22 protein-coding genes and 2 riboswitches are annotated in these 24,461 nt (G+C 69.0%); of the genes, 8 read left to right on the plus strand and 14 right to left on the minus strand.

The window, feature by feature from the left end:
- Window positions 1-86: 86 nt before the first annotated feature.
- A riboswitch (cobalamin riboswitch) is annotated at window positions 87-300 on the minus strand.
- Between the two features lie 30 nt (window positions 301-330).
- The 12 genes from tcuA to GH815_RS12335 form a co-directional block, all read right to left on the minus strand.
- A complete protein-coding gene (gene tcuA, locus GH815_RS12280) occupies window positions 331-2,760 on the minus strand; it encodes an FAD-dependent tricarballylate dehydrogenase TcuA (RefSeq protein WP_153749069.1) in 2,430 nt (809 codons plus the stop codon).
- Between the two features lies 1 nt (window position 2,761).
- Window positions 2,762-3,136 (minus strand): hypothetical protein, encoded by a 375-nt coding sequence (locus GH815_RS12285; protein ID WP_153749070.1) that lies wholly within the window; start codon window positions 3,134-3,136, stop codon window positions 2,762-2,764.
- A gap of 34 nt (window positions 3,137-3,170) precedes the next feature.
- A riboswitch (cobalamin riboswitch) is annotated at window positions 3,171-3,379 on the minus strand.
- A gap of 89 nt (window positions 3,380-3,468) precedes the next feature.
- Window positions 3,469-5,235 carry an OmpA family protein gene (locus GH815_RS12290; RefSeq protein ID WP_153749071.1) on the minus strand — a complete coding sequence of 589 codons (1,767 nt, stop codon included), beginning with the start codon at window positions 5,233-5,235 and terminating at the stop codon, window positions 3,469-3,471.
- A 163-nt stretch (window positions 5,236-5,398) separates the two neighbouring features.
- Window positions 5,399-5,956 carry a DUF2478 domain-containing protein gene (locus GH815_RS12295; RefSeq protein WP_343030833.1) on the minus strand — a complete coding sequence of 186 codons (558 nt, stop codon included), beginning with the start codon at window positions 5,954-5,956 and terminating at the stop codon, window positions 5,399-5,401.
- 63 nt (window positions 5,957-6,019) lie between these two features.
- Window positions 6,020-8,476, minus strand: coding sequence for an arsenate reductase (azurin) large subunit (locus GH815_RS12300; RefSeq protein WP_153749073.1), 2,457 nt, complete (start codon window positions 8,474-8,476; stop codon window positions 6,020-6,022).
- Between the two features lie 12 nt (window positions 8,477-8,488).
- Window positions 8,489-9,004 carry an arsenate reductase (azurin) small subunit gene (locus GH815_RS12305; protein WP_153749074.1) on the minus strand — a complete coding sequence of 172 codons (516 nt, stop codon included), beginning with the start codon at window positions 9,002-9,004 and terminating at the stop codon, window positions 8,489-8,491.
- 150 nt (window positions 9,005-9,154) lie between these two features.
- On the minus strand, window positions 9,155-10,366 hold the full coding sequence (locus GH815_RS12310; RefSeq protein WP_153749075.1) for a sigma-54-dependent transcriptional regulator: 1,212 nt from the start codon (window positions 10,364-10,366) through the stop codon (window positions 9,155-9,157).
- Entirely contained in the window at window positions 10,366-11,796 is a 1,431-nt protein-coding gene (locus tag GH815_RS12315) for a sensor histidine kinase (protein WP_343030834.1), read from the minus strand. The genes GH815_RS12310 and GH815_RS12315 overlap by 1 nt, the downstream gene beginning before the upstream one ends.
- Complete coding sequence (locus GH815_RS12320; protein WP_343030836.1) at window positions 11,793-12,650, minus strand: substrate-binding domain-containing protein; 858 nt, start codon at window positions 12,648-12,650, stop codon at window positions 11,793-11,795. The genes GH815_RS12315 and GH815_RS12320 overlap by 4 nt, the downstream gene beginning before the upstream one ends.
- Before the next feature lie 82 nt (window positions 12,651-12,732).
- Entirely contained in the window at window positions 12,733-13,980 is a 1,248-nt protein-coding gene (arsJ, locus tag GH815_RS12325; RefSeq protein ID WP_343030838.1) for an organoarsenical effux MFS transporter ArsJ, read from the minus strand.
- Complete coding sequence (locus tag GH815_RS12330; protein ID WP_153749078.1) at window positions 13,977-14,987, minus strand: ArsJ-associated glyceraldehyde-3-phosphate dehydrogenase; 1,011 nt, start codon at window positions 14,985-14,987, stop codon at window positions 13,977-13,979. Before GH815_RS12330 ends, arsJ begins: the two co-directional genes overlap by 4 nt.
- Before the next feature lie 4 nt (window positions 14,988-14,991).
- Complete coding sequence (locus GH815_RS12335) at window positions 14,992-15,831, minus strand: arsenate reductase/protein-tyrosine-phosphatase family protein (protein WP_153749079.1); 840 nt, start codon at window positions 15,829-15,831, stop codon at window positions 14,992-14,994.
- Window positions 15,832-16,033: 202 nt separating this feature from the next.
- On the opposite strand from GH815_RS12335, the gene GH815_RS12340 reads away from it, so the two are divergent.
- The 6 genes from GH815_RS12340 to GH815_RS12365 all read left to right on the plus strand — a co-directional run bounded on the left by GH815_RS12340 (window position 16,034) and on the right by GH815_RS12365 (window position 20,685).
- Complete coding sequence (locus GH815_RS12340) at window positions 16,034-16,405, plus strand: winged helix-turn-helix domain-containing protein (protein WP_153749096.1); 372 nt, start codon at window positions 16,034-16,036, stop codon at window positions 16,403-16,405.
- A gap of 103 nt (window positions 16,406-16,508) precedes the next feature.
- A complete protein-coding gene (gene modA, locus GH815_RS12345) occupies window positions 16,509-17,258 on the plus strand; it encodes a molybdate ABC transporter substrate-binding protein (protein ID WP_246176409.1) in 750 nt (249 codons plus the stop codon).
- Window positions 17,259-17,261: 3 nt separating this feature from the next.
- Window positions 17,262-17,930 carry a molybdate ABC transporter permease subunit gene (gene modB, locus GH815_RS12350; protein WP_153749081.1) on the plus strand — a complete coding sequence of 223 codons (669 nt, stop codon included), beginning with the start codon at window positions 17,262-17,264 and terminating at the stop codon, window positions 17,928-17,930.
- Entirely contained in the window at window positions 17,930-19,030 is a 1,101-nt protein-coding gene (gene modC, locus GH815_RS12355; protein ID WP_153749082.1) for a molybdenum ABC transporter ATP-binding protein, read from the plus strand. The genes modB and modC overlap by 1 nt, the downstream gene beginning before the upstream one ends.
- A 142-nt stretch (window positions 19,031-19,172) precedes the next feature.
- Window positions 19,173-19,514, plus strand: a complete 342-nt coding sequence (locus tag GH815_RS12360; RefSeq protein ID WP_153749083.1) for a zinc ribbon domain-containing protein YjdM — start codon at window positions 19,173-19,175, stop codon at window positions 19,512-19,514.
- A gap of 499 nt (window positions 19,515-20,013) precedes the next feature.
- Entirely contained in the window at window positions 20,014-20,685 is a 672-nt protein-coding gene (locus GH815_RS12365) for a M48 family metalloprotease (protein WP_246176410.1), read from the plus strand.
- Between the two features lie 683 nt (window positions 20,686-21,368).
- On the opposite strand, the gene GH815_RS12370 is transcribed toward GH815_RS12365, so the two are convergent.
- Both GH815_RS12370 and GH815_RS12375 read right to left on the minus strand, forming a co-directional pair.
- Window positions 21,369-22,052: an anti-sigma factor family protein gene (locus GH815_RS12370; protein WP_153749085.1), complete on the minus strand. Its 684-nt coding sequence runs from the start codon at window positions 22,050-22,052 to the stop codon at window positions 21,369-21,371.
- Window positions 22,049-22,570, minus strand: coding sequence for an RNA polymerase sigma factor (locus GH815_RS12375; RefSeq protein ID WP_343030842.1), 522 nt, complete (start codon window positions 22,568-22,570; stop codon window positions 22,049-22,051). Before GH815_RS12375 ends, GH815_RS12370 begins: the two co-directional genes overlap by 4 nt.
- A 139-nt stretch (window positions 22,571-22,709) precedes the next feature.
- Between GH815_RS12375 and GH815_RS12380 the strand changes: the two genes are divergently transcribed.
- Together GH815_RS12380 and GH815_RS12385 are read left to right on the plus strand one after the other, a co-directional pair.
- The gene (locus GH815_RS12380) at window positions 22,710-24,059 is read left to right on the plus strand and encodes a S8 family serine peptidase (protein WP_153749086.1); all 1,350 of its coding nucleotides are present in this window, start codon (window positions 22,710-22,712) and stop codon (window positions 24,057-24,059) included.
- A 66-nt stretch (window positions 24,060-24,125) separates the two neighbouring features.
- Window positions 24,126-24,455, plus strand: a complete 330-nt coding sequence (locus GH815_RS12385; RefSeq protein WP_153749087.1) for a hypothetical protein — start codon at window positions 24,126-24,128, stop codon at window positions 24,453-24,455.
- Window positions 24,456-24,461 lie beyond the last annotated feature (6 nt).

The raw sequence follows: 24,461 nt of genomic DNA on the forward strand, positions 1-24,461 counted from the left end.
CATGTCTGGCCCCTTCGATCAGGGGACAAGGGCAGATGACGGGTAAAGCCGCAGCCGGACCCGACACCGGAACACCCCGTCCGGTTCAACGTCGTCTTCGGCTGGCAGGTCTCCCGGCTTGCGGATTTCAGGGGCTCATGTCCCTGGCGGTTGCCCTGCCTTCCCAGCCTGTCGGCCAGTGGCGGTGGGGCAACCTCTCCGGTCACGGTCGCGGGGGCGGCTGCGCTTCGGACCTTGCGGCCCTTATCGCATTCCCTTTTCACCTGCCCGAAGGCAGGCACCAGCGCGGGTGTCATGCCCATGTGACAGCCCGATTGTCAAGCCGGGTGGTCACATCTGCGGCGGCGGCCTTGCGGCGCGTTCGGCGCGGTGGCGCAACAGCGCCGCGGCGCGATAGAACCCGTGCGACAGCTTGGCAAAGGGCAGGGTCAGCGCCAGCCCCACCACGCTGCCCAGATGCAGCGCCAGCAACAGGCCCATCGCGGGCGTCTCGCGCAGGGCCAGCAGCACCAGACCGCTTGCCGCGACGATGGCAAGGCTGGCACGGGTGAAACGGTCGGCCGCCTCCATCCCCGGATCGGCCGGGCGGCGATCGGCATGGCGGCGCAGAAGCGACAGCCCGGCCAGCCCCGCCAGCATCGCGACACCGCCCAGCGTGCCCAGGATCACGGGCAGGCTGGCCAGCGGATAGGGCGCGATCTGCCCAAGGATGTGATGCTGGGCCGCCCCCGCAAGCGTCGCCAGAAAGGTCAGCCCGAAGCCATAGGCGACAAGGTGATGCGCCCGGCGGCGGGTCGGGGCCACGGGGCCGTCGCGGGTTTCGCACCGGTCGAGATTGCGCAAGGTGGCGATATCGCGCAGCGCCGCCAGCACCGTGCCCGCCGAGGGCCGCAGTGCAGGCCCCGCACCCGCCCGCCAGAACCGCCAGAGCCGCAGCCCGGTGATCGCGGCCGCCGCGCCAAAGGCCAGCCCCGCGCCCCCCGCCATGGCCCCGCGCGGGATCACGGCATGAAAGCTGCCCGGACCGGCATGGGCCATCCACAGGCGGTCGGGCGGCACCAGCAGCAGCGCCGCCAGCGGCAGGCCGATCAGGCACAGCGCGTAAACCCCGGCCAGCCATGCGGTGGCCGATCCGCGCGGCAGCAGGCCGCCACGATACTCCTCGGCCCGCAGGGCGGCCAGCGTGGCGGGCAGGTTCACCGCAAGTTCATGCGGCGGGGCATATTGGCAATCGTCATGGCAGGACCGGCAATCATGGCACAGATGCGCCAGGTGGCGCAGATCGCCATGGCGGAGGGAGGCGCGCAATTGCGCTGCCGGAAAGACATCGCACAGCCCCGTGCAGAAGCCGCAGGTGTTGCAGATGTTCAGCGCACGCCGCGCCTCGGCCAGCGGATCGGGGGGAGGCGCGGCCGGGTGCGTCAGGGGCGCGGGCCTGCGGGCAGGGGGGCGCTGCACAGCCGCCCGCCCGGCAAGTGCCGCCGCCTGTTGTCCCGCGATCCGGCCGAAGACGCCGCCGATGGTCAGCGCGCTGCCCGACAGATAGCCCTGCCCCAGCACCGCCCCGCACATCGCCGCCCCGGCCGCGAACAGGCGCGGCGCCGGGCCGCCCGCGGCCAGACGCACCCGCGCCGTTGCATCGACCGCCACGCCATGGCGGGTAAAGGCCAGCCCCGGCCGCAGCGGGATGGCCACCAGCGGGGCGGGATCACGCGCGGCCAGCTCCGCCTCCAGCCCGGCGGGGTCGATGCCGCACAGTCGGGCCAGCGCGGCGGGGCTGTCGGCAGCCATCGGCGGGTACAGCATCGGCGGCAGCCGCGCCGCGGCCTCGGCCCCCAGCACCAGCCATGCGCGGGGATCGGCGCACGCGGCCAGAACATCGCCCCAATGCGAATAGCGCGCGGGGCCGGTAACTGCGCCCTCGTCATGGAACCGCCGCCCGTCCGCCCCCACGACAAGCCCCAGAGGCATCCCGTCCGCCCGGCTGACGATGCCCGCATCCTCCATCGGGGCGCGCGCATCGACCGCCACCAGATGCCCGTCGCCCGGCCGCCCTGCCGCCGCGGCGCCATTGTCGAGCAGCCACAGAAGCGGCTCGCCCCGCTGAAAGGGCGTGCCGCGATTGGCGAACGCCCGGGCGCCCGGACCCAGATGCGCGGCAAGCCTGTCGCGGTCGGCACCATACCCGCCCGCGGCCAGCACGACCGCATCGGCCTGCACGACCTGCGCGCCCCCTTGTGTCTGCGCCGTGATCCGGCCCGGCCCGTTCCCCGCGCAGATGCCCGGGTTCAGCGCCTCGACCCGCCAGCCATGGCGGATATCGACCCCCAGCCCCTGCGCACGGCGGCAAAGCGCGTTCACCAGCGCCTGCCCGCCGCCGCGCAGGAAAGCCGTGCGCCGCGACCAGGGCAGGTTGCCCTCGGCCCAGGGTTCGAACGCCACGCCCTGCGCGGTCAGCCAGGGGCCAAGATCGGCCGAGCCTTCGGCCAGCACCGCCGCCAGCGCCGGATCGGGTGAGCCGATCCGCGTCAGGTCGTTCAGGAAATCCGCCACCGGATAGCGCGCGCGCTGGAACGGCGTTTCGGCCCCATGGGCCAGCCGGATGTTGCGGCAATGGCGGGCATTTCCGCCGCGCAACGCATGGGGGGCCGCGTCGAGCAGCAGCACCGGCGCCCCCGCCAGCCGCGCCTCGATCGCGGCGCAAAGCCCCGCGAAGCCGCCGCCGATGACCAGAACGCCGGTGTGAAGCGTCTTGTCCATTCTAGTGCGGCAACCGGCGCGCGCGGGTCCCACCCCGGCGGCGCGGCACCGGCAGGCTCAGGCCAAGCGGCCGCGGCGGTACGGCGAGCGAGGCGACAAGCAGAGCGCGGAATGTCGCCAGCGCGGGCGATGACGGCGCATCGGGGCCCAGACGCGCCAGCGCGGCGCGCGCCGCGGCCGCGTAGTCGCACCCGCCCGGCAGCCCGCCCAGCCATTGCATGAAGCCAAGCTGCCCGGTCTCGCGCCCGCACGCGGGGTCGCGGTCACGCGCCTGCATCTGCAACAGGACCAGTTCAAGCATCATCGGGCGGTCCACCGCCCCCCGGGCGGGCTGGTCCTCTGGCAGCGGGCGCCGCCCGGCAGGTCGATCGGTCATCGGACTCTCCTTTCCGGGGCACCCCGCCCGGGTTGAACAGGTCGTGACGATGGCAGGTCTCCTGACTTGCGGGTCGTGGCGTTTCCCGATCCTTCCCGGGCCGCTGGCCCAGTGGTCGCTTCGGGGGACGCTCGCCGCCTACAGTTGCGGGGGCAGTTGCGGACTTGCCGAAGACCCGGCGCACCGCATTCCCTTTTCACCCGCGGATCGTGGACCGCGGGAACCATCGGCGCCCGGAATAGCCCGCAAAACGTGCGCAGGTCAACGCAGTCGGGGGCAGGGGGGTATGTTGTGGCGCGGTGTCCCCGAGAGGGCGCGCGCGGCCCGGCGGCTCAGTGGATCAGGCGGGTGATCCGGCGCAGCGCCACGCGGCGGTTCAGGGGTTCGGCCTGCAATGTCGGAACCTTCAGGAACCGCTTGCCGTAGCCCTGCACCACCATGTTCTCGGGCGGGACGCCGAAGAACTGGGTCAGCGCCAGCGCCACCGATTCCGCCCGGCGGTCCGAAAGCGCGAGGTTGAAGGCGGCGCTGCCGGTGGCGTCGGTATGTCCCTCGACCAGGAACAGCTCGCGCGGGTTCTCGGCGATCAGCGCGGTCATCACCCGGGCGAGATCGACGAGCTTCGCCGCCTCTGTCGGGCGCACCATGGCCGAGGCGGTTTCGAACAGGATCGGGTCCGTGGTGATCTCGGCCGCCAGATCGCGAACCTCGCGGATCTCGCGCACCTGGGCCAGGCTGAAGGTGCGCCCGATCGGCTGCCGGTCGATCTCGGCCAGGATCGCGCGGAACAGCGCCGGGTCCGTCCCCGGCCGCAGCCGCAATTCGGCCACCTGCGGGGCGGGCAGAATGCTGACCTCGACCGGCTCGAACGGGCGGGTGTCGTCGAAGATCTGCATCCGGCTGCCGTCGTGCTCGACCCGTTCGCGGCGCAGCGTCCGCCCGGTGGCATCGCGGATCGTGACCAGCCGGGTGCCGTCCGGCCGGTCGATGGTGGTGATGGTCGACCCGTCGGCAAAGCGCTCGATGCGTTCGGTCACGCCCGGCCGGCGCAGGATCGCGTCGTCGTCACGCCACACAGCAAGGTCGCCGCCGCCACGGTCCACCACCACGCGGTCGTCCGAACTGGCGACGACACGATTGTTGGCGACGATCATTCCCACCGCCAGTGTCCCGAGCGCGACGAGACCGGCGCGCTCCAGATCGCTCATGCCCCGGTCGCGGCGCGCCTCGCGCGGGGCGCTGGTCGAGATCGTGCTGGTGAACTCCTCGTCGGCGCCGCGGCTGGTTTCCTCGGTGACGACACGCGCCGTGACCTCGACCTCTGTGGCCGGGGCGGTGGCCTCGGGCAGGGCCGCCGCCGCGGGCAGCGCCGGGGCAACCGCCTCGGCGCCGACATCGTCCCCGGCGGTGTCCGCGGCAACAAGCGCGGGCCGCGCCTGTGACCCGAGTGCACGGTCCAGCGTGTCAAGCGCCTCGGCCACTTCGGGCGTGGCGGTCAGCACCTCCAGCACGGCGGCCTCCTCGACCGTGGGCTTGGGCGCGGGTTCGGGCGGCGGCGCGAAGGTGCCCGACGCCATGGGCGCCTCGGCTGGCACAAGTTCGGGTGCGATCTCGGTGACGGGTTCGGGCGCTGGCATGGGCGGTGCAGCCTCCGGCGGCGGGGCCGGTTCGGGCGCGGGGTCCGGGCTATCAGGTTCGGGGGCCGGTGCGGGCGCGGCCAAGGGCTGCGGCGCAGGCTCGGGCGGGGCATCCTCGACCGGCGCGGCCTCGGGGGCCGGGTCCGCAATCCCGGACGGCAGGGCCTCTGGCTCGGCAGCCAAGGGTTCGGGTTCGGGCACGGGTTCAGGGTCGGGCTCCGGAACGAGCTCGGGCATGATTTCGGGCGCGGGATCGAGGCCAAGAAGCTCCGCACAGCCTTCGAGGCCCGGATCGGCATCGCAGATACCGGCCTGCAACAGCAGCGCATCGCAGCCCTCGCCGTCGGGATCGGCCCGGCATGCCTCGAGCGCGGGGCTAGCTTGCGCGGCCAGATGACCCGGCTGCAACAGCGACAGCGAAAGCGTCAGGGCGGTCGAGGTCTTCCAGAGCGGGCGGTGCATTGCGATTTCTCCCTTCGGTCGACCCTTGATAGCGGCCCGCAGGGATGTCGCGAAATCAGCTTTTCGTGCGGCTTTTCGATCGGCAAGCGCTGCCCCCGGATCGGGTTTCGCCCGCGCGCCGCCGTGCAAATCGTCGCAAGCCCGCCCTCAAGGGTGCGTGACCTCAGAAGGCGCGAAGCATCGGGCCGGGAGGCCATGCCGACCGGCCGGCGACGGGCGCGCGCAGCACGGGCAGAACCCAGTCCAGCAGGGCCTGATGCCGTGGCAGCACCGCAGAGCCGAGCCCGTCGGTGAAGTCGAGAAACGCCTCGAGGTTGAGATCGTTCACGCCGACGATCACGGGGACATCATTGCCGATCGCCTCGGCAATGACCGTGCGGAATCCGCGTCCCTGTGCCTCGAGCTTGCCGAACTTGTTGACGATCAGCAGTTCGGTCCCGCGCGACAGGGCGCGGCCGACCTCGAACGCCGCCGCCTCGAGGGCATCGGCATCCAGACGGCAGCCACGCGAACCCGCCCCGAGGGATTGCGAGATGCGATAGACCGTGCCACCGGGCAGAACCCGAAGATACATGTCGCAAGGGTGCCGGTCCGGTCCGGCGGCTTCGGTCTGGACCAGGCCCGCGACGCTGATGCCCCGGCCCGTCAGCTCCTGTGCAAGCTGGTGGAACAGAAGACCGGCATCGCCGCGGCCCGGCAGCATGGTGTAGGCGAGTTTCACTCCGCAAGATCCCTTCATCCGACAGGTCAGCCGCCCGTCCCGACACCGGAACGGGCGCGGGGCTCAGAGTTCGACCTCCCATGACTTGAAGCTGACCTTCGCCATTGCGGGGCTCGGATCGGCGATCTTGCGGATGTTGGCCCAGGTCTGCTTGTAGTTCGGCAGGACCAGTTCGTTCACCCCGGCATTGATGACGTTGCCCTGGCTGCCCGAGGGCGCGCCGAACAGCATGAAGGTCTCGCCCCGCCGCGCGGTCGGTTCGAGATAGGCCATCGCCTGGGTGGCGCCGACATCGTTGAAGACCTCGACCATGTCGCCGTTCTTCAAGCCCAGTTCCGCCGCATCCTCGGGATTGATCTGGATGAAGGGCAGGGGGAAGCGGTCGATCACGAAATCGTTGTCCTGATCGAGGAACCAGTTCTGCCAGTTCAGGTTCGAGCGGCCATTGTTGATCAGGAACCGGTAATTCGCCTTCTGCTGGGCCTTGCCCGGCGCCTGAAGCCCGCGCCACGCAGCAAGGCAGAACCGCGCCTTGCCATCCGCCGACCCGAACGTGCCGTCGCTGTAAAGCCGCCTGGTGCCTACCAGCTTGCCGTCCTGAAAGCCCGTGACCGGTTCCTGCACGCCGTTGTTTCCCATGGCGCGCAGCCGGTCATAGGTCACGTCCGGGTTGGCGGTGTGATAGCCGTCCATGAAGGCGTCTTCCTCGGTCTGCCAGTCATAGCCCCTGAACCGGTCGGCATAGGCGTCGCGCCCCTGTTCGCGCAGCACCCGTTCGAGATGTTGGGCAATCCCCGCCGCGATCAGGCAGTCGGGCCTGGACGATCCGGGCCCGTCCATGTATTTCTCGGTCAGCCTGAGCCGCCTTTCGCCGTTCATCGAGGTCAGGTTCATTTCGCCCGACTCGACGGCCGGCAGGATCACATGCGCGGCCTGTCCGATCTGGGTGTGGATCACGTCCATGTTGACGACGAAAAGGCCGCCGGCCTCGATGGCGCCGACGATGGCATCCACCATCTGCTCGCGCGTGGCCCCGGCGCGGGCGTCCATCGCGTCCTTCACCATGTTGCTGCGGCGGTTGTAGACGCGCTTGAACTCGGACGCGTTCAGCGTGGTCTTGTAGTGATCCACGGCCCAGACATGGTGGACCTTGCCGAGCCCGGCAATCACCAGTTGGTCGAGATAGGGGGCCGGGCGGCCCACATGGGCGTCGGAGGGGCGGAAATACCCCTCCTGATGGCCGCCCAGACGGCAGACGCCGCCACCCTCGCGGCCCACATTGCCGGTGGCAAGCGCGATGTTCACCAGCGCGCCGATGGTGGGATAGTTGTCATTGCCCCAGATCACCCCCTTTTCGTAGGCGATGGCGCATTTCCGGCGCGATCCGTCGGCATGGGGCCGGGCGATCCATTCGGCGGCCTTGACGATATCGGCCTCGGCCACGCCGCAGATTTCGGCCGCCTCGGCGGCGGAGATCCGGCAGGCCGCGCGCGCGGCCTCGAACGAGCCGAGCGCCGTGGGATGCGCCTCGTCCTGTGGTTGGGCCACCTCGCCCGGATAGGTCGAGGCCGCGATGAAACCGGCATCCACCCAGCCCTGATCGGCGATATGCGTGAAGATCGCGTTGGCCAGCGCAAGATCGGTGCCCGGCGCAATCTGAAGGTGCAGCACGTTCTCGGCCCCGGCCGCCTCCTCGCAGGCGTTCACGGTGACCGTGCGGCGGGGATCGACCACGACCACCCGCGCCCCGTTCCGCATCCCCGGGATCATGTGGTTCAGGAACAGGTTCGTCTGGCATTCCAGCGGGTTGGTGCCGACCAGAACGAGGGTGTCGGTGATCTGGTAATCCTCGTAGGCGTTGTTCAACTCGCCCACGCCCATGTCGCGGGTGGAATGGACCTCGGAATTATAGGCCGGACGGTTGTGGATGCGGCAGTTCCGGACCTTCATGCTGTCGAAATAGAGCTTGCCGGTGCCCCAGGTGTTCTCGTAGCCGCCCGCCGAGCCGCCATGGTCGAACATCGACACGAAAAGATCGTCCTCGTTGTCGATGTCGGTCACCCGCGCCGTCACCCGCGCCACCAGATCCAGCGCATCCTCCCAGGTGGTGGGTTGCCAGGTGCCATAGCGCCAGACCAGCGGATCGGTCAGGCGCTGCTGCTGGGTGCCGGTGACATCGGAGCGGCGGTTCTCGGCGATCCGGGCGCCGCGGACCGAGCCGAGGCCCGAATTCACCGAACAGCCCATGTCGGGCTTGATGACCAGATGCACGTCGCGCCCGTCCTGCTTGACGACATTGTACATCGAGGGCGCATACCAGGCCTCGGTCTCGGTTTCCTGCTGACGAGAGAGATCCACGCCCAGCCAGTTCTCGCCGGGTGCGGTGCCGCCCTGCCGGTTCAGCGGCCAAGTGTAGGCCTTGTAGCCGCAACCGACGATGCAGTAATGGCAGGTGACGTTGAATTCCCTTGCATCCGCCGGGATGATCGGCAGGCGGTCGATGAAACGCTTGTAGGCCATTGTTATCCCCCCTCAGGCATCCAGCACGTTCGACAGACGGCCATAGATCAGCTCGTCCACGCCCTCTGCATGGATGTCGCCCTTGTCGTCCACGCGAAGTTCGAACTGCGGCAGGTTCTGGGTGGCGTGACCCCAGACTTCCTGCCCGCCCGCCTCGCAGTCGAAGCGTGAGTAGTGGCCGGGGCAGTTCAAGGTGCGGTCGGCGGCGTGGTACTGAAGCTGCCAGCCCTTGTGCGGGCAAAGCGTCGAGAACGCGACGATGTCGCCATCCGGCCCCACACCGCCCATGACGGCGCGCCCCAGCTTGAGCAGCACGCCCGGGCTGTCGGCATCGGGATAGGCGATTTCAAGGGGCATATCGACCGCCAGATCGGCGATGTTCGCCAGCCGGTTCGACGGATATTCCACCCGGGCCAGGCTGCGCGCCCGGGCCTGGTTCGCGGGCATCACCGTTGCCGCCGCAGCCCCGATCAGGCTGCCGCGCAGGAACTGGCGGCGGCCGGCATCGACCATCCGTTTGCATGTCATGGAACAGTCCTCCCTTACTGTCTGAGCGCCATCATAGGGGGAATGACCCGCACTCCGCGACCGGCCAGGATCGCTTTCCGCAGCGCGGCAAGTCATTGAAAACGAAGGGCTGCGCGCGATGTTCGGAAATCCGAACATCCGGGCGGCGGATTACAGGCCCAGCTTCTGCATCTTTTCCCAGAGCGTGGTGCGCGAGACGTTTAGCTGGCGCGCCGCCTCGCCCACCTGACCGCGGGTGCGTTCCAGCGCGGCAAGGATCAGGTCACGCTCGGCGGCCTCGCGCCCCTCGGCAAGCGTGGGTAGCGCCGCCCCCAGCCGCCGTTCGGGGAACAGGTCGGCGGGCTGAAGCATCCCGTCCTGCGCCAGCGCGCAGGCCTGCACCACGCGGGCGCGCAGCTCGCGCCCGTTATCGGGCCAGTCATGCGCCCGCAGCGCCGCCTCGGCCAGCGCCGAAAGCCGCAACCGCCCGCCGGGTGGCGCCGCCTGCCGCGACAGGATTTCCTGCGTCAGCCAGACCGCATCCCCGGGCCGGTCGCGCAGCGGCGGGATCGGGATCGTGCCGGCCGAGAGCGCCGCCAGCAGGTCGGCCCGGAAGCCGCCCGCATCGCGCAGCCCGGCCAGGCCCGGACCGCAGGTCGCCACCAGCCGTCCGGCAAACCCGGCGCGCAGCCAGCCCAGAAGGGCCGTCTGGGCGGCAGCGTCAAGGCGTTCGGCCCCGACGAGGACAAGGGTTCCCTCGCCCGTCGCGGCGACCGCCGCCGACAGCGCCGCCGCATGGTCGGGTTCGCGGGCCAGGTTGACCACGGCCATGGGCGCGGCGCGGCGATCGGACAGCGCATGCAGGCGCTGCGCAACCCGGATCTTGCCGGTTCCGGGCGGCCCCTGCACCAGAACCGGACCGGATCCGGCAGCCATGCGCGCGATCAGATCCTCCAGTTGCCGCGCTGCGGACGAAATGCCCAGCAGCGGCGGCAGCGCCTGCTCGTCGCGGGGGCTGATGAGCAGGCGCAACCGGTCGAGGAAGACGCCCATCTCGAAGGGCTTGGTGATGTAGTCGGCCGCCCCCGCCCGCATCAGCCGCACCGCCTGGTCGATCTCGCCCTGGCCGGTGATGAACAGGAAGGGCGGCGGGGTCGAGGTCTGGCAGAGCGTGGTGAAGACCTCTTCGCCGCTGCCATCGGGCAGGCGGATGTCGCAGATCACCACGTCCACGGCCGCGCGGGGCGACCGTATCGCGGGCACGGCGCGCGCGGCGCTGCGCAGCCAGGACACCCTGGCATTCTCGATCTCTAGCCGCTGGACGATCGAGGCGCCGATGATCGGGTCATCCTCGACCAGCACGATATGCGCCCCCCCGAACATCAGGCGGCCGCCCCGGCCGGTGCGGCGGGCAGGGTGACGCGGATTTCCGTGCTGCGGCCCTGCCGGGCATGTTCGATCCGTCCGCCGAGATCGCGCACCAGATCGCGCACGATCCCAAGCCCCACGCCGCCGCCGGACTGGCCCTCGGCCCCCACAAGGCGCGCAAGCGCCGCCTCGGGCAGGCCCGGCCCTTCATCGCTGACCGACAGCGTCAGGCTGCCGTCAGGGCATGTCACCGACAGGCCCACATGCCCGCCCGGCCCCGCTGCGGCAGAGGCGTTCAGCATCAGGTTCAGCGCGATCTGGCGGACCGGCGCAGCGGGAAAGCCCGCCAGATCCGCGCGCGAGACCGCGACGGACCAGACCGGCCGCTGCCCAAGGCGCTGCATCTCGGGCGAGATCAGCAGCCGCAGGTCGTCGAAATCCTCGGGGGTCAGCGCCTGCCCGGCGCGGTCGAGCCGGTTGTGATCGAGGATCGCCTTGGCCACGTCGCGCATGTGGTTCAGCCCGCGCAACAGCAGATCGACCGAGGCGCGCACGATGTCGGGCCGGTCGGGATAGGTGCGGATCGTGTCGGCGGCGTTCAGAAGCCCACCCAGCGGGTTGTTGATCTCGTGGGCAAGCGACGACGACAACCGGCCAAGGCTGACAAGCCGCTCGCGCTCGGACAGGCGCCGTTCGGCCTCGGCCCGGGCGCGGATCGCGCCGGTCATGCCGTTATAGGTGCGAAACAGCTGCGCCATTTCGGTATCGCCCCCGGGCAGCTGTGCAAGCGGGATCGGCACGGGATCGGCGCCGCCCGTGCCCATGTGCCGGGCCAGCACCGAGACCGGCCGCATCATCCGCCGGACCGCGACATAGCCGACAAAGGCCAGGGCAAGGGTGACCGCCCCGTTGAAGGCCAGCAAGGCGCGGACCGCGCGCCGCCGTTCGGCGACCAGATCGGCCACGTCGAGTTCGGTCAGTATCGAGCCGACATTGCGGCCCTGATACTGCAGCGGGGCCAGAACCCGCACGCGCGGCGCGTCCGAGGCCAGCGTGATCGCATCGACCGGCAAGGCCGCCGCCACACCTGCAAGATCGCGGAGATGTCCGTCAACCGGCGCGCGCAGCGGATCGCTTGCGGCCAGGATGCGGTCATCGGAATCGGCCACGACCGTCAGCGCCATGCGCTGCGCATCGCCCGCCCGGCCTGCGCGATCCAGCGTGTCGTAGACCTCCCAGACATCCTTGCGCAGGACCGACGGGCCAAGCGCCACCGACAGCCCGTCGACATGCAGACGGACAAGTTCCCGCAGCCGGGCCTCCTGTCCGCGGGCCAGTTCGGCAAGCACCTGTTGCGACGCGACAAGCCCGGCCAGCACCATCAGCGCGGCCACCAGCGCGGGGGCCCGCACGGCCAGCGGCAGGCGGCGATACGCGCGGATCACCGCAGCCGCTCCACATCGCGCATCCGCGCCGCGATCCCGTCGAACAGCGCGGGCGTGCCCGCGATGAAGCCGTCGAGGTCGAGCAGCCGCAAGGTGGCCCGCCCGTGATCGGTTTCGGGCAGGTCGCCCAGCACCTCGGCAAAGCGGCGGATCAGCGGATCCTCCGCCCTGTCCTTGCGGATGGCGACGGGCGGGAAACCCAGCCATTCGGATTTCCGCACCACCCGCGTCGCCCCCGCCAGATCCGGCTCGACCGCGGCCAGCACCTCCCAGACATAGCCATCGACGCTGCCCGACCGGGTCAGGCCGCTGGCCACCGCGCGCACGACATTGCGGTGGCCATAGGTAAAGATGGTGCGGCCGAAGAAATCCTCGGGCGTCCGACCCATGCGCGCGAGGTCCGATGCGGTCACGAGCCAGCCCGAATTGCTGTCGGGATCGGAAAAGGCATGGCTGCCACCTTCGAGACCGGCAAGGTCGGCCGCCGCGTCCCCGGGCGCCGCGATCAGGTAGGATCGGTAAAGCGGCCGCCCGCGCCAGACCGGCACCCCGACAAGGCGCAGCGCGTCCCGGTGCTGAAGGTAGGGATAGCCGCAAAGCCATGCCGCATCGACCGTGCCATCGAGCAGGAGCGCCGTCACCTCCTGATAGGTGCGCCGCTGGACAAGTTCGATGGGGCGGCCCATCGCGACGTGAAAGGTCTCGCGCAACTGCTCGATCACGATGGCGTCGTTGTCGAGAAAGACGGGCGTCAGGCCCAGCCGGAAGGTCGCACCGGCCGACCGCGCCGCCCGCGGCAGCGCGCAGACGGCAAGGCCCGCAAGAACGCTTCGCCTGTCGATTGCGGCCGGCACCCTCTTTCCTCCCCGCACGATGCTACGCCGCCGCGCGCCGGTCTGGCAATCGCCGGCAGGCCCGGCCCGGGGCCGGTTCTGTTCAGGCGCTGGCGAGCCGCCGCGCGGCAAGCCAGCTGGCCGCCGCCATGGCCCCCGCGGTGGCAAGGCAGAGCGGCAGCCCGCCGATCTGGTAGCTCAGGCCCGAAAGCAGCGTGCCGATCAGGCGCCCGGCCGCGTTGGCCATGTAGTAGAAGCCCACATCCCGCGTGATCCGGTCCGCCGATCCGAAGGCGAGGATCAGGTAGGAATGGACCGAGGAGTTGATGGCAAAGACGAAGCCGAACAGCAGCAGCCCGCCGATCAGCGTGGCGGTGAGCCAGGGCGCCGGACCGCCCGCTGCCCAGGCCGCTGCGGCCAGCAGGAAGGGGATCGGCACCAGCAGACCCGCCCAGAGGATCGCCTTGCGCGTCGTCTCGGCCTCGGGCTGGCCCCTGGCGCCCAACAGGCGCGGCGCCAGCGCCTGCACCGCGCCATAGCCGATGATCCAGAGCGCCAGGAAGCCGCCGATCAGGAAGAATGCCTCGCGCCGCCCCTCGGCCGTGCCGTCGGACAGGACGGACTGGAAATAGACCGGGATGCCGACAACGAACCACACGTCGCGGGCACCGAACAGGAACATGCGGGCCAGCGACAGGCGGTTTACACGCGCGTCCCGGGAGCGCCAGCCGCCCCAGGCGTCTTCGGATGTCATCCGCCCCGGCAGGCCCGCGGGCAGGAACAGGACGACCGCGATCAGGATCGTGGCCAGCACCCCGGCCATGCCCCAGACCGCCGCCTGAAACCCCGCCAGGGCCAGGAGCGCCGCGCCAAGGAAGAAGCCAAGGCCCTTGACCGCGTTCTTCGATCCGGTCAGCGCCGCGACCCAGCGAAACAGGCCCCCGTCCTCTTTCGGCGCAAGCAGCTTGACCGCGGATTTCGATGACATCTTGGCCAGATCCTTGGCCACGCCCGACACGCCCTGCACCGCCATGACAAAGCCGACCGAGGCAGCGATGCCCCAGCCCGGATCAAGCTGCGCCAGCGCCACCAGCGCCCCGATCTGAAGCGCAAGCCCGCCATAAAGCGTGGCGGCCAGACCGAAGCGCGCGGCCAGCCAGCCGGCGGCCAGATTGGTCACGATGCCCGCAACCTCGTATAACAGGAACAGCCAGGCCAGTTGGACCGGCGTGAAGCCCAGCGAATTGAAGTGCAGCAGCACCAGCATCCGCAGCGCGCCATCCGACAGCATGAAGGCCCAATAGGCCGCGGTGACGGCCGCATAGGCGCGCAAGGGGTTCGGTGCCGTCACAGCGCGCCCGCCACCATCCGCACGATGTCGGCCAGCCGGCAGGCATAGCCCCATTCGTTGTCATACCAGGCATAGATTTTGACCTGCGTGCCGTTCACGACCATCGTGGACGGCCCATCGACGATGGCCGAGCGCGGATCGTTGGTGAAATCGCAGGACACAAGCGGGCGGGGCTCGAACCCGAGGATGCCGTTCAGCGAGCCGCTGGCGGCGGCTGCGAAGAGCGCGTTGACCTCTTCGGGTGTGGTCGGGCGCTCTACCTCGAAGACGCAATCGGTCAGCGAGGCGTTCAGCAATGGCACGCGCACAGCATGGCCGTTCAGCCGGCCCTTGAGTTCGGGGTAGATCAGGGTGATCGCGGTGGCCGATCCGGTGGTGGTCGGGATCAGGTTCATCAGCGCCGAGCGCGCGCGGCGCATGTCCCTGGCCGGGCGGTCCACGATGGTCTGCGTATTGGTCACGTCATGGATCGTGGTGATCGAGCCGTGCCGGATGCCAAGGTTTTCATGGATCACCTTGACCACCGGCGCGAGGCAGTTCGTGGTGCAGGAGGCCGCCGTCACCAGCGCCTGCGAGCCGTCATAAAGGTGATGGTTCACCCCATAGACCAGGTTCAGCGCGCCGCCATCCTTGACCGGGGCCGAGACAATTACCTTGCTGACTCCGGCGGCGTAATAGGGCGCGATCCGGGCTTCGGTCTTGAAGACGCCGGTGCAGTCAATGACGATATCGACGCCCATTTCGGCCAGCGGCAGCGCCTCGATGGTGCTTTCATGGGTCAGGCGGATGGTCTGGTCGTTCAGCACAAGCGCATCCCCGGCGGCCGCGACCGGCGTGCGCCAGCGGCCATGGACGCTGTCGAACTCCATCAGCAGCGCGTGCTGGTCGGCATCGCCCATGGCGTCGTTCAAGAGCACGATGCTGCCCCCCGCGCCCGTGTCGATCAGGTCGCGCAGGACAAGTTTTCCGATCCGGCCCAGACCGTTGAGAGCAATACGTGGGCTCATGGGATCACGCCTGTTCTTCGGTATCGGTGCCGATCGCATCGACGCGGGCTTGCAGCGACAGCCGGTTGAGGCTGTCGAAGGGCAGTTCGACAAAGGCCAGGATCCTGCGGCGCAGCGCGGCATAGGTCTGGGCAAAGACCAGCGCCTTTTCGGCATCCGTGCCGGTGGCTTTCACCGGGTCGGGCAGGCCCCAATGGCCGGTGATCGGCTGGCCGGGCCAGGGCGGGCATTCTTCGGCTGCCGCCGTGTCGCAGACGGTAAAGACGAAATCCATGGTGACGGAGTCAGGGGTCTGAAACTCCGAGACATGCTTGGCGCGCAGGTCGGACGTGTCGTGGCCGTTGCGCCGCAGCACATCCAGCGCAAGGGGGTTCATCTCGGTATTCGGGCGCGTTCCGCCGGAAAACGCCCGGAACTTGCCCTTGCCCAGATCGCGCAACAGCGCCTCGGCAAGGATCGAGCGGGCGGAATTGCCCGAACAGATGAACAGCACGTTGAAATCGGTGTCGCGCATGGCGGTGTCCTTCCGGGCAGACAGCAGGGGGGCAAGAAGATCGGGCCGGGCACGGCCCACATCGAGGGCGAGATAGCCGATCAGGGACTCGGTCATGTCCAGATCGACCGCGTAGAACAGCGACCGCCCCTGACGCTGGACACCGACAAGACCCGAGGCGGTCAGGTCGGCCAGATGATGCGACAGCGTGTTGGGCTTGAGCCCAAGCGCCGCGGCGATCTCGGTCGGGCGCACGCCCTGCGGGGCAAAGCGCATCAGCAGGCGAAAGACGGCCAACCGGCCGGGATGGCCGAGCGTGGCGAAGGCATGGGAGGCGGATGATGGTTCCATAATTCCCGAATGCCGGAAATATTTTCGCGCGTCCAGTGAAGGTTTCATGACAGCCGGTCGGGCCTGTCATGCCCGATTGATCCGGATCACGGCGCAGGCGGGGCGCGACCCAAGGCCGGATTTCGCGGCACATAGGGGCATGAGACAGGCGGGACAGCACGGCCGACTTGCAAATCGCATGCCGTGCGATGATTGTTTCGATATGGAGAGTGAAACCTGTCGCCCGCGCCTGCGTATCCGGATCGTCTTTGGCGATCACGAGATGTTCGGCCCCGGCAAGGCCGAGCTTCTGGAACGGATCGACCGATGCGGGTCCATCGCTGCCGCCGGGCGCGAGATGGGGATGAGCTACAAGCGCGCATGGGAGCTGGTGGGCACGCTGAACGCGATGTTCCGCGCGCCGCTGGTCGAAAGCACGCGGGGCGGGCCGGGCGGCGGCGGGGCGGTGCTGACCGAGGCCGGGCGCGAGATTGTCGAATTGTATCGTGCATTTGAGCGCGAGGCCGCCGCGGCAGGGGCGGCACAGCTTGATGCCCTGCGAGCCCGCCTGAAACAGTTTGCCAGGGAAGGATAACGCTTGTGCGGTGGCTGGTCTTCCTGCGATATGTTCTGCAAAACACATCACCGGGGAGCCGCAGATGCCGGTCAGTTTGACCCGTCGGTACGTCCTTGCGGCCATGGCCTCCCTGACCCTTGCGGCATCGCCTGCGCTGGCGCAGCAGGATGCGCCGGTCGTGGCGGCGGCGTCGGACCTGCAATTCGCGGTCGAGGAAATCGCGGCGGCGTTCCAGGCCGAGACAGGGATGCGCGTGCGGCTGTCGATGGGCTCGACGGGCAATTTCGCGCGCCAGATCCGCGAAGGCGCGCCGTTCCAGATTTTCATGGCCGCCGATGAGCAGTTCGTCCTCGACCTGCACCGTGACGGCTTCACCCGGGACGAGGGCGATCTTTATGCCATCGGGCGGCTGGCGATCATGGTGCCGCATGGTTCGGCGCTGACGCCGGACCCGGAGCTGGACAATCTGGCCGAGATGCTGGCGGCAGGGCGGATCACCCGCTTCGCCATCGCCAACCCCGACCATGCGCCCTACGGCCAGCGTGCGCGCGAGGCGCTGATGACGCGGGGCATCTGGGACGATCTGCAACCCTTCATGGTGCTGGGCGAGAATGTCAGCCAGGCCGCGGCCTTTGCGCTGTCGGGCAATGCCGAGGGCGGGATCATCGCCCATTCGCTGGCGCTGGCCCCGCAGGTGGCACCGCAGGGCACTTACGCGCTGATCCCCGAGGACTGGCACGAACCCCTGCGTCAACGCATGGTGCTGCTGAACGATGCAGGCCCCGTGGCCGAGGCGTTCTACGACTACATGATGCAACCCGCCGCCCGCGCGATCATGGAGCGGTACGGCTTCGTCCTGCCCGGGGAGTGAGGCATGGACTGGACCGCGCTTGACCTTTCGCTCCGGCTTGCGGCCTGGACGGTGGCGATCCTGTTGCCGGTGTCGGTATTGCTGGGACGGTTCCTGGCGTTCCGCCAGTTCCGCGGCAAGGCGCTGGTCGAGGCGCTGGTGATGCTGCCGCTGGTGCTGCCGCCGACGGTTCTGGGCTTTTACCTGCTCGTGTCCTTCGGGCGCAGCTCGCCCATCGGGCAGGCCTGGTCCAGCGTCTTTGGCCAGCAGCTTGTGTTCTCGTTCGAGGGGCTGGTGCTCGCCTCGGTCCTGTTCAACCTGCCCTTCGCGGTTCAGCCCGCACAGCGCGGGTTTCAGGCCATCCCGGCCGAGGTGCGCGAGGCCGCCGCCTGTTGCGGGATGTCGCCACTGCGCGCGCTGTGGAAGGTCGACCTGCCGCTGGCCTGGCCCGGCGTGGTCACGGCAATGGTGCTGACCTTTGCGCATACGCTGGGCGAATTCGGCATCGTGCTGATGGTCGGCGGCTCGATCCCGGGCGAGACCAAGACCATCGCGATTGCGATCTATGACCGGGTGCAGGCGTTCGACACGGACTCGGCCGCGATCATGTCGGCGGTGCTGGTCGCGATCTCGCTTGTTACCATCGCCGTGACCTTTGCGCTGTCGGCCCGCGTCGGCCGGAGGCTTTCCTGATGGCGCTGGAGGTGATGGCCCGGGCCGCGACGCCGATCCCCCTTGAGGTGGCATTCAGCGTGGCGCCCGGCGAATTGCTGGCGCTGGTCGGGCATTCGGGCTCGGGCAAGACGACGCTGCTGCGCACCATCGCCGGGCTGTGGACCCCCGCGAACGCGCGTGTGGCGGTGGACGGCATGCCCTGGCTGGACACGGGCGCACGGGTGAACCTGCCGTCCCACCGCCGCCGGGTGGGGCTTGTGTTCCAGAACTATGCGCTGTTTCCGCACATGAGTGCGGCGCAGAACGTGATGGCGGCGATGGACCGGGCCGATCCGGCCGAGGCAGATCGCATCCTCGATCTGGTGAACCTGCACGGGCTGGGGGCGCGCAAGCCCGCGCAGCTTTCGGGCGGACAGCAGCAGCGCGTGGCGGTGGCCCGCGCACTGGCCCGACGGCCGCAGGCGCTGCTGCTGGACGAGCCCTTTTCGGCGGTGGACCGCGCCACGCGGGAAAAGCTCTATGGCGAGATCATCGCGCTGCGTGCCCATCTGAAGATGCCGGTTGTGCTGGTGACCCATGACGTGAACGAGGCGCAGCTTCTGGCCGACCGGATGGTGGTGATCGAGAAGGGGTATGTGCTGCGTGAAGGAACCACCGCCGAGGTCATGGCCGACGCGGTCGCGCTGCGCGCCATGGGCATCCGCGAAATGGCGGCGATGCTGCCCGCAACGATCGCCGAGCATCTGCCCGACGGCCTGACCCGCCTCGACGCCGCCAGCGGGCCGCTGTTCCTGCCCATGGTCGAGGGCGCGCCCGGCACGCGCGTCCGGGTGCGGATCATGGCGCATGAGGTGATCCTGTCCCGCGCGCGCCCCGAGGGACTTTCGGCGCAGAACATCCTTGCCGGCACGGTGGCGCGCATCGTGCCCGGCGGTGGCTCGGGTGTGATGGTGCATGTCGCGGTGGGCGAGCACGGCATCCTTGCCCGCATCACCTGCCGCGCCGCCGACCAGCTGGGCCTGAAACCCGGCGATACGATCCACGCCATCCTGAAATCCATGTCCGTCGCCCGCGACCACGTCGCCCGCGCAACCGACCGACAACAGGCCGCCGAATGACCCGCGCCCGCAAACCCGGCCCCCCCTGCGGCATCGGCTGGGCGGTAGAAATGGCGGGCGGGGGCAGGGGGGTTGCGGGCGGAACCGTCGCATCGCGGTCCATGCCCTTTGCTTTCCCGATCCGTCCCGCTATACGCTGCCCATGACCGACCCTTTGCCGCCCTGCCCTGAATGCCGCTCCGTCTACACCTATGAGGCGGAGTCGCTGCTGACCTGTCCGGAATGCGGGCATGAATGGTCGGCCCAGGCAGCGCCCGAAGCGGGCGCCGAGATCCGCGACAGCGTCGGCAACCTGCTTGCGGATGGCGACACGGTCAGCGTGATCAAGAACCTCAAGCTCAAGGGTTCCTCCACCGTGATCAAGGTGGGCACCAAGGTTCGGGGCATCCGCCTGGTGGATGGCGACCATGACATTGATTGCAGGATTCCGGGCATCGGCCAGATCGGCCTGAAATCGCAATTCGTGAAGAAGGTCACCGACTGAGCGCGGCCCGCCATGCCGAGCTTGCCGCATGCTGGGTCCGGTATCTGCTGACGCATCTGCCTGTGTTGCACCGGGTGCACCCGGCGCAGCCCGGGCCGTCGCATGTCGCCCCTGAACTGACGGAACCTCGCGCAACCTGAGGGCGGTGACATGGCCACGGGAGCATTGCAAAGGGCGGCGCGCCGCGTGCGTGGCGCCCTCGTCTGACCAATCGGTGACTCGCGATCATCCTGCGGACCTGCGGCTCTGGCGCCTCTTGCCGCGAGGAACAACAGGCCATACGCACCAATGTGTCCACTGAACGAGTTTTGGAGAGAACATGTTTGTTCGCAAAGCACTTCGAACCGGTCTTGCCATTCTGTGCCTTGCGGGGGTCTCCGCTTGCGGTACGACCTACAGGATGCCGGACATTTCCGAGACAACCACAAGCCAGGCAGTCGCGATGTTCGATGCCGCAAGGGCAGAGCCGCCACATGCCATGGCAAGCCCTGACGTCGGAATGACCCGCTTCAGGCGCGTTGCCAGCCGTGTCGAGCCCGTCGCGCGGAAATTCTGCGAAAAGGAACTGGCGGCGGGGCGGAATGTGGATTGCAATGTCCAACTCCAGATCGATCGCGAAATGAAGGAGCGAAACGCCTATTTCACCTATGCAGAAAGCGGCAATCGCGGCCCGATCATCCGCTTTTCCGTGCCCATCCTCCAGGATGCCCGCAACGATGACGAGATCGCCTTCATCCTGGGGCACGAATATGGCCACCTGATCGGGCAGCATATCCAGAAGCAGCAACAGCAGGCACTGGCCGGCGCGCTCATCCTCGGGGCGCTGACCGCCTATTCCAATGCCCAGGCAGCCTCGGTCGGCGCCTATTACGATCCGCATGCGGTCGAGCAGAACATGCAGATTGGTGCGGCGGCCGGACAGCTTGCATTTTCCCAGACCTACGAACTGGAGAGTGACATGATCGGGACTCGGATTGCCGCGGCCGCGGGGTATGACCCGGTGAAGGGTGCCCGGTTCTTTGCCCGCGACGAACCCGCCCGATCGCAATCGGGCAAGCTCTCGTTCTGGGGCACCCATCCGTCCGACCAGAAACGCGTGGCCGTGGTGCTGGCGACGATGGAGCAAATCCGAGCGCAAGAGGGACTTGTACGCAAGGGGTCCGCAAACTGAGGACCGATCACCCGGACCGGGGCGCGACGAGGGTCCGGGCCGGACTGGCCGGATCGGCTCGGTGCGCCGCAGGAGGTGGCATCCCTGCCCTGCATCCTCGACGGCAATTTCCGCAAGCCGGGTCGATGGCCGTGCCGATGCGGTGCCAGACGTCGAACAGTCGTCCGGCACCCCGGTCCTGCGTGAGCCCCGGGGCAGCTCCGGCTGCGCTGGAAGGACATCTGGTCCGTCATCAAGCGCGAAATCCCCGCGGCGCTGTCGCTGGGCGTGGTGATTGCCTGTCTGGAAGCCGCGCCAGCCTATGCGTTTCTCGGCCATCTGCTCGAAGGCTGACGCGATGGCAGGCAGGCCGTGCCCCGCGCCTGTCGCGCCGCCTCGTCGAAGCGGGCTTGCTGGGCAATATCGAACCGGCATCAGGACGCCGGGCCGCTGTCTCTGCCGTCGGCCCGTTGCCTGACAGTCTGAAGGGTTGGCGATCAGACCTTTGCGAATGGTCGTTCCGGCACCGCGTGAAAAACGCTCGTCTCAAGAAACCCCTCCCGGCTGTGGCAGGATCGGAAAATTCATCATTGAATCCGGTCGCGGCGGGGAAACGGGAGGGGCGTGCGCCGTGTTCCGGGGAATGTGACGGCCCTGCGGACAGGGTCCGCGATGGCCCGGACAGGGCGGCACCCGGGGGCGGCCTATTGCGACAGGGCGCGGCTTTCGGCGGCGCCTGTCAGGGCCGGGCCTGCGCCGATCTCGTCCAGCAGCCGGTCGATCACGCCCACCGCGATGTCGGAGGCCGGAAGGAAACTGCCCGCCCCGCCGGCCTGGATGCTGAGCGCCAACGCCCAATCGCCGGTTTGCCCGTCGCGGCAGGTGACATGGCGCAGGCCGTCCTGTGCGATCATTCGGCACAGGCCCAGATCGGTTTCATAGCTTGCCAGAACGCGGGCGGTACTGCCATCGGGCAGCGTCAGTTCGGCCCCGGTCGGCAGGCTGGCGGTCAGGGCGCCGATCGTGCCGCCCGCTGCCATCGTCGGGGCCGTGCTGCGCCCGGCCCAGAACCCGCCCACCGCCAGCACCAGCGAGGCCGCAATCGTCATGCCCCAGACAGGTGCCGCAAGACCCCGTCTGCGCAACGCCACGACATTGCCCCGCGGCGCGCCCCCCTGCATGACGGCTGCAATCAGATGCGCGGGCACGGGTTCCGGCGGAAAGGCAGCCCGCAACAGCGCGCGGGTTTCCACGAAATCGGCGTAGCGCCGCGCCAGTTCGGGATCTGCGTCGATACGGTCGTGCAGCCGTTGCGCATCGGTGTCGTTCAACTCGCCATCGGCAAGGGCCATCAGCATTTCGTCGCTCACTGCTTCTGCTCGGGTCATCGCTTGATCCCCTGGTGATTTGCCCCTTGGGGCCTGTCCTTCAGGCTTTCGGCCAGAGCCCGCCGCGCGCGGGACAGGCGGCTCATCACCGTGCCTTCGGGAATGTCGAGCGCTGCCGCCACGTCGCGATAGCGCATGCCTTCCACGCAGACGAGCATCAGCACGCTGCGCTGGTCTTCGGGCAGTCCGGCCATGGCGCGGCGCACGTCGGCCAGATGCAGGCGGGCCTCGGCGGTGATGCGGCCATCCTCGCCGACCAGTGCCTCGGCGGCCTCGCTGTCCAGTTCGGCGGTGTTGCGCCGCGCGCGCAGCGTGTCGATCCAGGCATTGCGCAGGATGCGGAACATCCAGGCATCCAGCCGGGTGCCCGGCGTGTAGCTGTCCAGATTGCGCAAGGCCTTCTCGATCCCGGTCTGCACCAGATCGTCGGCCTGATCGGCGGCGCCGGTCAGGCTGCGCGCGAAACTGCGCAGGCGCGGCAGAAGCCGGATCAGCTCGGTTTTCGCATCTTCGGACACGCGGCCAGCTTTCCCTGTGACTGCACGGATAACGCTGGCGCTATGTCATCCATTCCGTGGCCGACGAAATAATCTGGAATGATGTGCAGCGGCTTCGCGTTACAGTGGCGGAACGGCAATCGCAACCGGATCGACGATCATGGCAGACCACCCGGACATCAATCTCGCCCGTCGCAGGATGCTGCGCAAGATCGGACTTGGTGCGGGCCTGGCCTATATTGCGCCGGCGCTGAGCGGGCTGAGCGTGGCGCGGGCCTCTGGCGGCAGCGGCGGGGGAGGGAGTTCCGGGCCGTCCGGCCCCTCGCGGCCGGGGCGCGGGTCGGGCGGCAGCACCCGCAATTCCACCCGCCAGCGCGAACCGCGGCGCGTTACGCAGCAACAGCCAGCCCGCCCGCCCGCGCCGCGCCCGCCCGAGATCGTCGCGCTGGTGCCTGCGGGCCAGCCCCTGGGACCGGCGCTGGCCGCCGGGTTCACCGCGCTGGCGCAGAACGATCTTGGCCTGCCCGATGGCGTTCTGGTGCGGTTCGGGCTGCCGCAGGGGCGGGGGCTGTCCGATGCGCTTGCTGATCTGGGCACGCTTCTGCCCGGCACGCTTGCGGATGAGAACCATCTTTATCGCCCCGATGATTTCCTGTGCGAGGGCGCGGATTGCGGGGCCCATGCGATGATCGGCTGGACCGGCTGGCCAAGCGCCATGCGCCCGCGTCTGGGGATGATCGACACCGGGATAAATACCGATCACCCGGCCTTGCAGGGGCGGCGCCTGACCGTGCATCAGGTCGATCTGGGCGAACGCGACAGCGCCGGGCGCCAGCACGGCACGGCGATTGCGGCGATGCTTGTGGGCAGTGTCGAGGGGCGCGTGCCGGGGCTGTTGCCGGATGCCACCCTGATCGCGGTCGAGGCCTTTCACCGCAGCGGATCGACCGAGCAGGCGGACGCGTTTTCCGTCACGAGCGCGCTGGACCTGATGCTGCGCGAGCGTGTGGACGCGATCAACATGTCCTTTTCCGGCCCGGCCAATGCGGTTCTGGAACGCATGGTCGCGCGGGCCGCGGAGGCCGGCATCGCGCTGGTGGCGGCGGCGGGCAATGGCGGGCCGGGGGCGGAACCCGCCTATCCCGCCGCATGGCCCGATGTGATTGCGGTTACCGCCGTCGATCACCGCGAACGCATCTACAGGCAGGCGAACCAGGGCCCCTATGTGGCCCTTGCCGCGCCGGGGGTGAATGTCTGGACGGCGGCCTCGATTTCCGGCGGGCGGTTGCGGTCGGGCACGTCCTATGCCGCGCCCTTTGTCACGGCGGCCCTGGCGGTAGAGCGTCTGCGCGCCCCGGATCTGGCGGTCGAAGAGGTCACCGCGCAGCTTTTCGCCTGTGCGCGCGATCTGGGCGAGGCCGGTTTCGACCCGGTTTTCGGCCATGGGCTGGTCGGCGCGCCCGGGCAATGCCACGGGGCCGGGCAGGTTTTTTCGGTCAGCGGGGAATGATCCCTGCCGCTGTTGCGTTCCCAAGATGCGCAACCTGACAGCGCGTTGATCGAAAGGAAGATTGAGATGGCGCAAGATGACAGGACCACGATCTCTCGTCGTAACCTGCTGATGAAACTGGGGCTGGCGGCCGGTGCCGTCTATGTCGCGCCCACGGTTGCGGGGCTGGATGTGGCCCGCGCCAGCACCGGCAGCGGCGGTGGCGGGCGCAACGGCGGTGGCGGGCGTTCTTCCGGCAGCGGACGTTCTTCCGGCCCGTCGCGGCCGGGTCGGTCTGGCGGCGGCAGAAGCTCCGGTCCCTCGCGGCCGGGTCCGGCGAATGGCCGCAGCAGCAATACGCAATGGCGCTGGGACCGGGACCGCAACCGTCTGGTCCGCACCCGGATCAGCGGCTGATGATGC

The organism is Rhodovulum strictum (genome assembly GCF_009649175.1).
In the GTDB taxonomy this organism is placed as follows: domain Bacteria; phylum Pseudomonadota; class Alphaproteobacteria; order Rhodobacterales; family Rhodobacteraceae; genus Rhodovulum; species Rhodovulum strictum.

Coding starts and splice junctions, on each gene's coding strand:
- GH815_RS12365 (WP_246176410.1), top strand. CDS start 20,014: ATGACCCGCTTCAGGCGCGTTGCCAGCCGTGTCGAGCCCGTCGCGCGG.
- GH815_RS12370 (WP_153749085.1), bottom strand. CDS start 22,052: ATGACCCGAGCAGAAGCAGTGAGCGACGAAATGCTGATGGCCCTTGCC.
- GH815_RS12335 (WP_153749079.1), bottom strand. CDS start 15,831: ATGGAACCATCATCCGCCTCCCATGCCTTCGCCACGCTCGGCCATCCC.
- tcuA (WP_153749069.1), bottom strand. CDS start 2,760: ATGGACAAGACGCTTCACACCGGCGTTCTGGTCATCGGCGGCGGCTTC.
- GH815_RS12380 (WP_153749086.1), top strand. CDS start 22,710: ATGGCAGACCACCCGGACATCAATCTCGCCCGTCGCAGGATGCTGCGC.
- GH815_RS12285 (WP_153749070.1), bottom strand. CDS start 3,136: ATGACCGATCGACCTGCCGGGCGGCGCCCGCTGCCAGAGGACCAGCCC.
- GH815_RS12305 (WP_153749074.1), bottom strand. CDS start 9,004: ATGACATGCAAACGGATGGTCGATGCCGGCCGCCGCCAGTTCCTGCGC.
- GH815_RS12340 (WP_153749096.1), top strand. CDS start 16,034: ATGGAGAGTGAAACCTGTCGCCCGCGCCTGCGTATCCGGATCGTCTTT.
- modA (WP_246176409.1), top strand. CDS start 16,509: ATGGCCTCCCTGACCCTTGCGGCATCGCCTGCGCTGGCGCAGCAGGAT.
- GH815_RS12290 (WP_153749071.1), bottom strand. CDS start 5,235: ATGCACCGCCCGCTCTGGAAGACCTCGACCGCCCTGACGCTTTCGCTG.
- GH815_RS12330 (WP_153749078.1), bottom strand. CDS start 14,987: ATGAGCCCACGTATTGCTCTCAACGGTCTGGGCCGGATCGGAAAACTT.
- modB (WP_153749081.1), top strand. CDS start 17,262: ATGGACTGGACCGCGCTTGACCTTTCGCTCCGGCTTGCGGCCTGGACG.
- GH815_RS12360 (WP_153749083.1), top strand. CDS start 19,173: ATGACCGACCCTTTGCCGCCCTGCCCTGAATGCCGCTCCGTCTACACC.
- GH815_RS12385 (WP_153749087.1), top strand. CDS start 24,126: ATGGCGCAAGATGACAGGACCACGATCTCTCGTCGTAACCTGCTGATG.
- modC (WP_153749082.1), top strand. CDS start 17,930: ATGGCGCTGGAGGTGATGGCCCGGGCCGCGACGCCGATCCCCCTTGAG.
- GH815_RS12300 (WP_153749073.1), bottom strand. CDS start 8,476: ATGGCCTACAAGCGTTTCATCGACCGCCTGCCGATCATCCCGGCGGAT.
- GH815_RS12310 (WP_153749075.1), bottom strand. CDS start 10,366: ATGTTCGGGGGGGCGCATATCGTGCTGGTCGAGGATGACCCGATCATC.